This is a genomic window from Stenotrophomonas maltophilia group sp. Smal13 (assembly GCF_030236855.1).
GTDB classification, from domain to species: domain Bacteria; phylum Pseudomonadota; class Gammaproteobacteria; order Xanthomonadales; family Xanthomonadaceae; genus Stenotrophomonas; species Stenotrophomonas maltophilia_A.
On sequence record NZ_JASJSQ010000003.1, the window covers coordinates 110575 to 120059 of the forward strand.

Here is a 9485-nt window from a genome sequence, read left to right on the forward strand (position 1 = left end):
CTACCAGAGCAAGGTCATGGCGCCGGTGGAATCCGTGCCGACCAAGGTCGGCACCTACCAGAGCAAGGTCATGGCGCCGGTGGAATCTGTGCCGACCAAGGTCGACACCCACCAGAGCGGGTCATGCCGCCGGGCATGGCCCGGCGCTACCAGTCCGCGCGCAGGCCGATGTTGCCTTCGATGATGCGGCGCTTCTCGTTGCGGTCACTGCCCAGTTCGCGCGTGTAGTCGGCCACAGCGTAAGCGCTGATGGTGCGGTTGAAGCGCCCGACCACACCTACGCCGGCTTCCAGTGCACGCGAGCGCTGCGAATTGATGATCGTGTCGTTGTCGAAGCTGACGCGGTCCTCGCCGGAACGGCCATGCCAGTAGTTGAGCTTGAAGTACGGTTGCCAGCCGTTGTCGGCCAACTGGTAGTCGCCGGCCAGGCGCAGGCCGATGCGGCCCGTCCAGGCATTGTCGTTGTCGAAACGCACGCTCGATACTTCATCGCGGCGGTCGTCCAGCGAGGTGCGCTGCCAGATCACCTGCACCTGCGGTTCCAGCCACCATGCAGACTGACCGAGGTGCAGCAGCGGCTTGCCCCCCTCCACCGACACGCTGGTGCCATCGCCCTTGATCCCGAAGCCGAGTCCACGCGAAGAACGCACGCGGCCGTCGTAGCGGCTCTGCATCGCCACGGCGTCGATGTAGCCACCGCTGCTGTCGGTGAAGGTCCAGTACAGGCCCACGTGCTTGTCGTCCAGGCGGCTCTGGCCTACCTGCACGTTCTCCCAGCCCAGTGCCAGGCCGGTGGTCTTGCCCTGCGCGCGGGTGCGGCCGACGAACACGCCGATCTGGTTGCGGTGGTTGTCAGAGGCAGCAGCCCACACATCGAGGCCGGCCTGCAGGCCCATCACATCGCCATCAAAGCCGGGCTGCGCATCTCCCTTCCAATGGATCTCGCTGCTCTGCCCCACCAGACGGCCCCAGGCCGTGCGGAATGCGCCCTGGTTGTACAGCAGGCGCTGCTCGCCCTGCCGCTCATGGAACGTGCCGAGGCTGGCCAGCGAGGTCTCGCGCAGCAGCGGCGGCACCACGGCGTAGGGTGCGTGTGCCACGCGGTAAAGCGGCAACAGTGTGCCCTTGGTGGGGTGCTCTCCCGGCGTCGGCGGCGTACCGGTACCGGGCAGGCTGCCACCCGCCACCGGCACATCCGGCACCGCCGGATCACTGGGCGGCGCCACCGGCACGGGTTCCGGCGGCGGTGGTGGCGGCGCGGTCTCGCCTGCGGTCAGATCCGGATCGGTTGCGCCTTCGGGCGGCGGTGGCGGTGCCGGGGTGACCTGGTGTGGGGGTGCTCCTGTTGGCGTCGGCGGCGGCGGCACGCCATTGATACCGCTTCCGTTGGGCGCCGGTGCAGGCCCGGCCACCACGGTCGAGCGCAGGTACCAGTTCTCGCTGGTACCGGCACTGACACCGCCCTTGAACAGGAAGTACTCGTAGGCACCGGCCGCGACCGGTGCGAACAGCGAGAACGCGCCCGGCGCGGTGCGGCCACCATTCAACGCCTGCACCACCAGGATGCCATCGGCCAGCGTGGCCGCGCCGCTGCCGCCGGCATTGAGCACGCCGATGCCGGTGGTGCCGGTGGCGGTACCGCCATCGATCACCAGGCGGTCGCTGGTGGAATTGTCCGCGCCGAGCACGGTACGCAGGTACAGGCCACCGCCGTCACCACGATAGTTGCCACGCACGGTAAACACGTCGCCAGCACCGGTACCGGTCAGGTCGATACGCCCGGCATTGACCATCTCCACCAGTGCGCCACTGTTGAACGGACGGACGGCATGGCCGCCACTGCCCGCGTAGACAGTGCTGGTGTCATCCACCGTGAGCGTGCCGGTGCCGGTTCCGCTGTCACCCAGCACCAGATCGCCATCGAAGGTCAGCTCGGTGCTATTGGACAGGCTGATTGTCTCCCAGTTCTGGAAGCGTCCCACGCCCGCAGCCTTGACGTTGTTGAAGTTGAGCTGATCGATGCCACTGCCACCGTCGAACAGCGGCACTGCACCAAGGTTGCCCTGGTTGAGGTTGCTGAGGTTGGCCACGTCGTTGTCCGGCCCCATGTCGATCGCGCCGTAGACGATGCCGCCGCCGTTCCAGTTGAAGGTGTCGTTGCCGGTGCTGAGCAGTACCTGGCCGCGCACGGTGCCGTCGGTGATGGTCACGCTGTCGGCACCACCACTGACACTGATGTTGCCGCCGATGTAGGCCGTACCCGAGATGATGATGGTGTCGGTGTCGAAGCCGGTGACCACGTTGCCCTCAACGATGCCGCCGGACTGATCCCACAGATTCTTGTCCAGCTTCATGTTGACGCGGCCGATGCGGCCAGCGGTCATCCAGGCCTGGTCGCCATCCTCGAACGCACCGACGATGCGGCCACCGCTCATGCGGAAGGTATCGATGTTGTCGCCCTGCTGCAGCGCGCCGATCGTGCCGCCACTCATGACGAAATCATCGCGGCCACTGCCCTGCACCACCACGCCGGTGACGGTGCCGCCGGTGACAGTCATCTGGTCATCGCCACCGCCCTGGTCGACGCTGTCGATCGTACCGTCACTGAGCAGCAGCACATCGCTTCCATCGCCCTGCAGGACGCCTCCGGTGATGCTGCCGGCCTGCATCTCGAGGCGATCGTTGCCCGCATCGAACTGCACGCCGGTCTGACCACTGATCGTTCCCCGATTGACCAGCACGCTGTCGCCTGCGCCGATGAACTGCAGGGCAATGTTGTTGCCGGTGCTGATGCTGCCGGTGTTGTCGACGCGGCTGCCACCCCCAAGCTGCACGGCCACACCGCCCACCGAACTGATCGCGCCCTGGTTTGACAGCAGGTGACCACCGGCACCGACCAGCGCGAGGGCCGATCCACCACCACTCTGCTGCAACTGGGCACCATTGCCGACGTTGACGGTGACGCCAGCCGCGCCACTGGCGGTAACGGGAGTGGTCTGCGGATTCGGTGCGTTGGCATTACAGGTGACCGTCTGGCCGGCGGTCGGTGTCGAGTTGTTACAGCCGGCCCAGGCGACGCTGGCGGTCGTCAGAAGCAGGGAGGGAACGGCGAGGGCCTGCAACACGGAAACAGCAAGGCGGCGCGGGCGGAACGCACGCGGAACGGCACGGGACATGGGGCACTCCTGGACGGGAAATCAGGAACTGCGTATGTGCGGCACTGCGCTTGCAGTCTGCCGTGTGGTGAACCGTTTCGACAGGTGAACTTGCGTGCGGAGAATCACAGTTCAGATGTGAAATCGCCCCGGTCCTCACGCCAATGTGATGTGGCTGAAATCGTTCATTTTTTCGGCACTTGGGAATCACGCGCAAAGCATCCACGCATGGCGTGGATCTACTGACCCTGCATCGCCAATCGATTCACTCATGGCACCTGATAGATCCACGCCATGCGTGGATGCCGTTGGCGGATGGGGTCAGATCTTCAGATAGATCTTCCGCCGGTCCAGCCACCACGCCACGCCCCACCACAGTGCGACGAACGCCAGCGCCTGCAGCATCGACGCCAGCTCCAGCGCCTGCGGCATCGCGGTGGCCAGCTGCTGCCAGATCCAGCCCCAGGCGCCGGTCGCCATCAACACCACCGACATCACCGATGCCCCCAGGTACGCGGTGATCGCGTTGACACCGAAGCGCCGGCCAAGCGCGGGCCAGCCCTTCTGGTCGATCAGCACGTGGCCCAGCCACAGCGCCAGCGCCGCAAGACCGCCCGTCCACAGCACGTAACTGGGCGTCCACAGCTGTTTGTTCAGCGGCAACACGATGGCCAGCAACAGGCCGAGCACAGCGGTCGCCACGCCCAGCCCGGCCAATGCCGCCGAACGCCCGTTGCGCAGCAGGCCACCAGCAAGCAGGCCGAGCACCGTGCTGGCCAGCGCGCCCAGCGTACTCAGCAATCCTTCCGGGTCATGGCCCAGCCCGGTATCGGCGTGCCATTGGTAGATCCAGGGCGCGAACAGCGTGGTATCGAGGCGGCTGGCCGGGTTGGTCCATGGCACCAGATCACCGATGCCCAGCAGCAGCACGGTATAGCCCACAAGCAGCGCGACCAGCACGCCGGCCTGCACGCGCGGACGCGCATACACCGCCAGTACGCCCACCAGCGCCGCGCATACCGCGATCCGCTGCAGTACGCCCCAGATGCGGAAGTGATGGGTATCCAGCGCCCACCAGATCATCAGGTGCAGCAGCGCACCGGCCACCAGGATGCGCAGTGCGCGCTCCAGAACGCCGCGCGCCAGCGCGGGTCGTAAGGCCACGTCCAGCGCGCGTGGCGCCACGCTGAAGGCCATCGACACACCTACCAGGAACAGGAAGAACGGGAACACCAGGTCGGTGGGCGTGCAGCCATGCCATTCCGAATGGCGCAGCGGTGCGAACACCGCGCTCCAGTCACCCGGGTTGTTGACCAGCAGCATTGCCGCCACGGTGATGCCGCGCAGGGCATCGATCGAGCCCAGGCGGCGCGGCGGCATACTTCCCTTCAAGGGATCGGCCATCAGGCGGCCTCGTATTGTCCGGCAATCCAGGTGCCACGCACCTGCAGGGCATCATCCAGCAGCACCAGGTCGGCCTGGTAGCCCTCGGCGATGTGGCCCAGACGATCGTCAACGTTGAGGAACTGCGCCGGATAGGTCGAGGCCATGCGCGCGGCTTCGGCCAGTGGCTGGCCGAGCAGCTGCACGGTGTTGCGCACCGCAGTGGCCATATCCAGCGCCGAACCCGCCAGCGAACCGGCGGCATTGCGCACCACGCCGTCGATGGCGGTGATGGTTTCGCCGTACAGCACGTAACTGGGATCGTCGGCGCCAACCGGCGGCATCGCATCGGTGACCAACAGCAGGCGACCACGCGGCTTGGCTGCCAGCGCCACGCGCAGGCTGGCCGGATGCACATGCACGCCATCGACGATGATGCCGATCCAGCTGTCGCGGTCTTCCAGCGCAGCGCCCACCGCGCCGGGCTCACGGCCCTGCAGCGGCGACATCGCGTTGTACAGGTGGGTGAAGCCACGCACGCCTGCATCCAGACCGGCGCGGATCTCTTCGTAGGTGCCTGCGGTATGCCCAGCGGCAACGACCACGCCGCGCTCGACCAGCGCGCGAATGGTCTCCAGCGGCACGCGTTCCGGTGCCAGCGTCAGCAGGGTCACGCCATTGTCCAGCGATGCGGCCAGCGCGATCTCTGCTTCGTCTGGCACACGGAACTTGCTGGCATCGTGCGTACCCTTGCGGGCCGGCGCGATGTACGGTCCTTCCAGATGGATGCCGATCACGCCTGGCACACCCTGCGCGATCGCCTCGCGCATCGCAACGATGGCTTCACGCATCACGCCCACGTCGTCGCTGATCAGCGTCGGCAGCATCGCGGTGGTACCGAAGCGGCGGTGCGCCTGCGCGATGGTGCGCAGTGCCGCCACGTCCGGCGTGTTGTTGAACAGCGCGCCGCCGCCACCATTGACCTGCACATCGATGAAACCGGGCAGCAGCCAGCCACCGCCCAGATCAACCTGCTCGGCGGCCTGGCCCAGCTGCGGCGCTGCATCGGGCAGCAGCGCGCTGATGCGGCCGTGCTCGATCACCACCGCCAGATCATCGCGGAATTCGTCGCCTGCCAGGATGCGGGCATTGCGCAGGACCGTTGCCATCACACCGTCTCCGTGACCTTGTTCAGGTGCGGCGGCAGATCCGGATTGAAGCCACGACGCAGCGCCAGCGCGTTGATCGCGCGGTAGAAGCTCTGCACGGTCAGCAGCGGTGCGCACAGCGGATGCGGCGCGGCCGCTATCGGCAGGTTGCCACCGGCACCGGCCATCCACACCTGTGCACCGCGCGCGGTGAATTCCTCGACGACGGCACGGGTGCCGGCGCCGGTTTCATCCGGCTGGGCAAAGGCCAGCACCGGGAAACCGCGGTCGACCAGCGCCATCGGGCCATGCTTCACCTCGGCCGAGCTGTAGGCTTCGGCATGCAGGCTGCAGGTTTCCTTGAACTTCAATGCAGCTTCCTGCGCAGCGCCGAGGCCCAACCCGCGCCCCAACACGAACAGATTGGTCGCCTCGACCAGGCCCTCGGTCACCGGCGTCCAGTCGCACTGCCAGGCCTCGCGCATCGCGTCCGGCAGCAGGTCCAGCGCCGCACGCAGGCTTGCGTCCTGCTTCCAGTAGGCAGCCAGCTGCAGCAGCGCAGCCAGCGACGCCAGGTAGCTCTTGGTCGCCGCCACACTCTTCTCGGCACCGGCGTGCAGCGGAATGACCGTATCGGCCAGCTGCGCCAGCGGCGAATCCTCGACGTTGACCAGTGCGATCACGCGCGCGCCGGCGGCCTTGGCAGCTTCCGCGTTGCGCAGCAGGTCCGGGCTCTTGCCCGACTGCGAGATGACGATGAACAGCGCGCCACGCAGCTGCAGCGGTGCGGCATAGACCGAACCCACCGACGGCGAAGCCGATGCGACCACCAGGCCCAGCTGGGTTTCCAGCAGGTACTTGCCATAGGTGGCGGCATGGTCGGAGCTGCCGCGTGCGCAGGTGACCACGAACGGCGGCGGCGCCGCACGCAGGCTGGCGGCCAGGGTTTCCATGGTGGCGTGGTTGCGCGAGAACTGGCGCGCGACCACGTCGGCCGCTTCAGCGGCCTCGGCGAACATCAGGGTGGACGTGGGGTCTGACAGCGACATGGCAGGCTCAGGCAGGATCGGAAGGAAGGGGGCGTGCGCCGGCCGGGCGCATCGGCGCGGTCGAACCGCGCACCACCAGCTGCGGCACGAAGCCCTGGTTGTGCAGCGGTGCCGGCGCATCGTCATAGGCGTCGCTGCGCAGCTGTGCGATCAGCAGGCGCGCGGCGTGGCGGGCGATGTCTTCGGTGGCCTGCTTGGCGGTGGTCAGCGGCGGCCACGACTGGCGCGAGAACGGGCTGTCCTCGAAACCGGCGATGGACAGGTCATACGGCACGTTCATGCCCGCCGACTTCGCGGCGGCCAGCACACCGGCGGCGATTTCGTCGTTGGAACCGAAGATGGCCGTGGGCGGCTCGCGCAGCGCCAGCAGGCGGCGCGCGCCGCGGAAACCGTCGTCGAAGGTGTAGTCGCCCTGCACCACCAGGTGCTTGTCCACGGTCATGCCGTAGTCCTTCAGCGCGGCTTCGTAACCGGCATAGCGTTCGCCCGATGAGCGGTGCGAGATGCCGCCCCAGAGGAAGCCGATGCGCTGGTGGCCCAGCTGGATCAGGTGCTCGGTGATCTCGTAGGCGGCCTCGCGGTCGTCGACGAACACGCAGGCACCATCGGCCGGGTCTTCAGTGGCCGCAATGATGCGCACCAGCTTGATGCCGCGCGCGGTCAGCGCCTGGATCAGGTCGCGGCGCTCGGACATCGGTGCGGTCAGCACCAACCCGGCCAGGCGCGAACGCTGTACCCAGTCGGCCAGTTCATCGGCCAGCAGCGGCGAGCTGGAATCGCAGGGATGGATCTGCAGGCCGAAGCCGGTCTCGCGGCACGCGGCCAGCACGCCGTTCTGCACGCCGATGATGTGGTACGGGTTCGGGTTGTCGTAGACCAGCCCGATCACGAAGGTGGTGCCGCTGCGCAGGTTGCGTGCGGACGGATCGGGCTCGTAATCGAGCTCGGCGATGGCACGCAGCACCCGCGCACGGGTGGCCTGCATCACCGAAGGCTCGTTGTTGATCACCCGCGAGACCGTCTTCAGCGAGACCTTGGCCTTTTCCGCAACGTCCTTGATGGTCGCTCTGCGCATGGGTTTTCCCTGGGGTTGGCTGCCGTCCATCATCGCCGATCAGGCCTTGTCATGCGGCAGGCCGGCGCGGTGGCCGACCACCGAGTAGAACAGGATGTACAGGTAGCACGGCACCATCAGCAACACGAACACCAGCTGGAAGTCGATGTGCTGCTTGAGCACGGCGAACAGCTGCGGAATGATCGCGCCACCGGCAATGCCCATCACCAGCAGGGCCGAGCCGGTTTCGGTGAAGCGGCCCAGGCCGCGGATCGCCAGCGGGAAGATCGCCGGCCACATCATGGCGTTGGCGAAGCCCAGCAGGGCCACGAAGGCCACCGATACATAGCCGTGGGTGGCCCAGGCGCCCAGGCAGAACACCACGCCCAGCACCGCCGAAATGGTCAGGTAGCGCGACTGCGAAACGACCTTGGGGATCAACAGCAGGCCGACCACGTAGCCCACCAGCATCGCGCCCAGGGTAAGCGAGGTGAACATCTTGGTCTGGTCCAGCGGCAGGTCGAAACCATGGCCGTAGGTGCCGATCGCATCACCGGCCATCACCTCCACGCCCACGTAGACGAACAGGCACAGCACGCCCAGCCACAGGTGCGGGAACTGGAAGATGCTGCGGCGCTCGGCGGCACCGGCAGCCGCCGGCGTGGCGTTGGCTTCGGACGACTTGATTTCCGGCAGCGGCGAGAACAGCACCGCCACCGCCAGCACCACCAGCAGCGCAGCCATCGCCAGGTACGGGGTGTGGATCTTGGCGGCAAACTCGTTCAGCAGCGCGGCCTTGGTGACCGCATCTGCCGCCTGCACCTGCGCATCAAGGTCACCGATGCCGTGCAGCACCAGCGTGCCGATCAGCACCGGCGCCAGCATGCCGGCGATCTTGTTGCAGATGCCCATCAGCGCGATGCGGCGTGCCGCCGTCTCGATCGGGCCAAGGATGGAGATGTAGGGGTTGATCGCGGTCTGCAGCAGCGCGAGGCCGCTGCCGATCACGAACAGGCCGCCGAGCGCCCCCGGATACCAGCGCTGGGTGGCGAATTCACCGAACAACGCAGCACCACCGGCCATCACCAGCAGGCTCAGGCTGAGGCCCTTCTTCATGCCGGTGCGGCGCAGGATCCACGACGCCGGCAGGGCCAGGAAGAAGTAGGACAGGTAGAACACCATCAGCACCAGGAAGGCGCCGACCTCGCTGAGTTCAAAGGCGAGCTTGACGAAGGTGATCAGCGGGCCGTTGAGCCAGGTGAAGAAGCCGATCAGGAAGAACAACACGCCAACGATGGCGATGGAGGTGGCCACGTTCGGGCGCGCGCTTGCAGCGGGGACGGCGGACATCAGGAGGGCTCCTGCGGCGACGGCCGCAGAACGCGGCGTCGGAGAGTGGCTGGGAACAACGTTGTCACATTCTTTCGATGGACAGCTGCGGTTTGTCAACTTCCACACGCAGCCCTGTGAACCTCGTGCTGCACTGCGCAACCCGATCGCAACGCATCGTGCTGAATGCGCCGAAGGCCTTGGCCCATGTGCGGCAACGGTTCCCACGTGAAAGCCGCACTCACGCCATGTAAACGTTTACTGCATGTCGCATTCGTTGCGATGCAGCAACGAAAGTGTCACGAACTCGTTGACATCGTTGTCAGCGGGGTTACAGACTCCGCCCCAATCGCCGCCCCCGATCCCG

General features: G+C 66.8%; 6 protein-coding genes. All 6 read right to left on the bottom strand.

Going from position 1 to position 9485, the window contains the following annotated elements; genetic code table 11:
• Window positions 1-146: 146 nt before the first annotated feature.
• The 6 genes from QRO95_RS02425 to QRO95_RS02450 all read right to left on the bottom strand — a co-directional run bounded on the left by QRO95_RS02425 (window position 147) and on the right by QRO95_RS02450 (window position 9139).
• On the bottom strand, window positions 147-3176 hold the full coding sequence (locus QRO95_RS02425) for an autotransporter outer membrane beta-barrel domain-containing protein (protein WP_285301578.1): 3030 nt from the start codon (window positions 3174-3176) through the stop codon (window positions 147-149).
• A gap of 300 nt (window positions 3177-3476) precedes the next feature.
• A complete protein-coding gene (locus QRO95_RS02430; protein WP_285301579.1) occupies window positions 3477-4559 on the bottom strand; it encodes an acyltransferase family protein in 1083 nt (360 codons plus the stop codon).
• Window positions 4559-5707: an N-acetylglucosamine-6-phosphate deacetylase gene (nagA, locus tag QRO95_RS02435; protein ID WP_285301580.1), complete on the bottom strand. Its 1149-nt coding sequence runs from the start codon at window positions 5705-5707 to the stop codon at window positions 4559-4561. Before nagA ends, QRO95_RS02430 begins: the two co-directional genes overlap by 1 nt.
• A complete protein-coding gene (locus tag QRO95_RS02440; RefSeq protein WP_182266706.1) occupies window positions 5707-6735 on the bottom strand; it encodes an SIS domain-containing protein in 1029 nt (342 codons plus the stop codon). The genes nagA and QRO95_RS02440 overlap by 1 nt, the downstream gene beginning before the upstream one ends.
• A gap of 7 nt (window positions 6736-6742) precedes the next feature.
• Window positions 6743-7810 (bottom strand): LacI family DNA-binding transcriptional regulator, encoded by a 1068-nt coding sequence (locus tag QRO95_RS02445; RefSeq protein ID WP_006391719.1) that lies wholly within the window; start codon window positions 7808-7810, stop codon window positions 6743-6745.
• Between the two features lie 39 nt (window positions 7811-7849).
• Entirely contained in the window at window positions 7850-9139 is a 1290-nt protein-coding gene (locus QRO95_RS02450) for a sugar MFS transporter (RefSeq protein ID WP_285301581.1), read from the bottom strand.
• Window positions 9140-9485: the final 346 nt, after the last annotated feature.

Excerpts from the sequence above, each read along its gene's own strand:
- QRO95_RS02450 (WP_285301581.1), bottom strand. The coding sequence starts at position 9,139 with ATGTCCGCCGTCCCCGCTGCAAGCGCGCGCCCGAACGTGGCCACCTCC.
- QRO95_RS02425 (WP_285301578.1), bottom strand. The coding sequence starts at position 3,176 with ATGTCCCGTGCCGTTCCGCGTGCGTTCCGCCCGCGCCGCCTTGCTGTT.
- QRO95_RS02440 (WP_182266706.1), bottom strand. The coding sequence starts at position 6,735 with ATGTCGCTGTCAGACCCCACGTCCACCCTGATGTTCGCCGAGGCCGCT.
- nagA (WP_285301580.1), bottom strand. The coding sequence starts at position 5,707 with ATGGCAACGGTCCTGCGCAATGCCCGCATCCTGGCAGGCGACGAATTC.
- QRO95_RS02430 (WP_285301579.1), bottom strand. The coding sequence starts at position 4,559 with ATGGCCGATCCCTTGAAGGGAAGTATGCCGCCGCGCCGCCTGGGCTCG.
- QRO95_RS02445 (WP_006391719.1), bottom strand. The coding sequence starts at position 7,810 with ATGCGCAGAGCGACCATCAAGGACGTTGCGGAAAAGGCCAAGGTCTCG.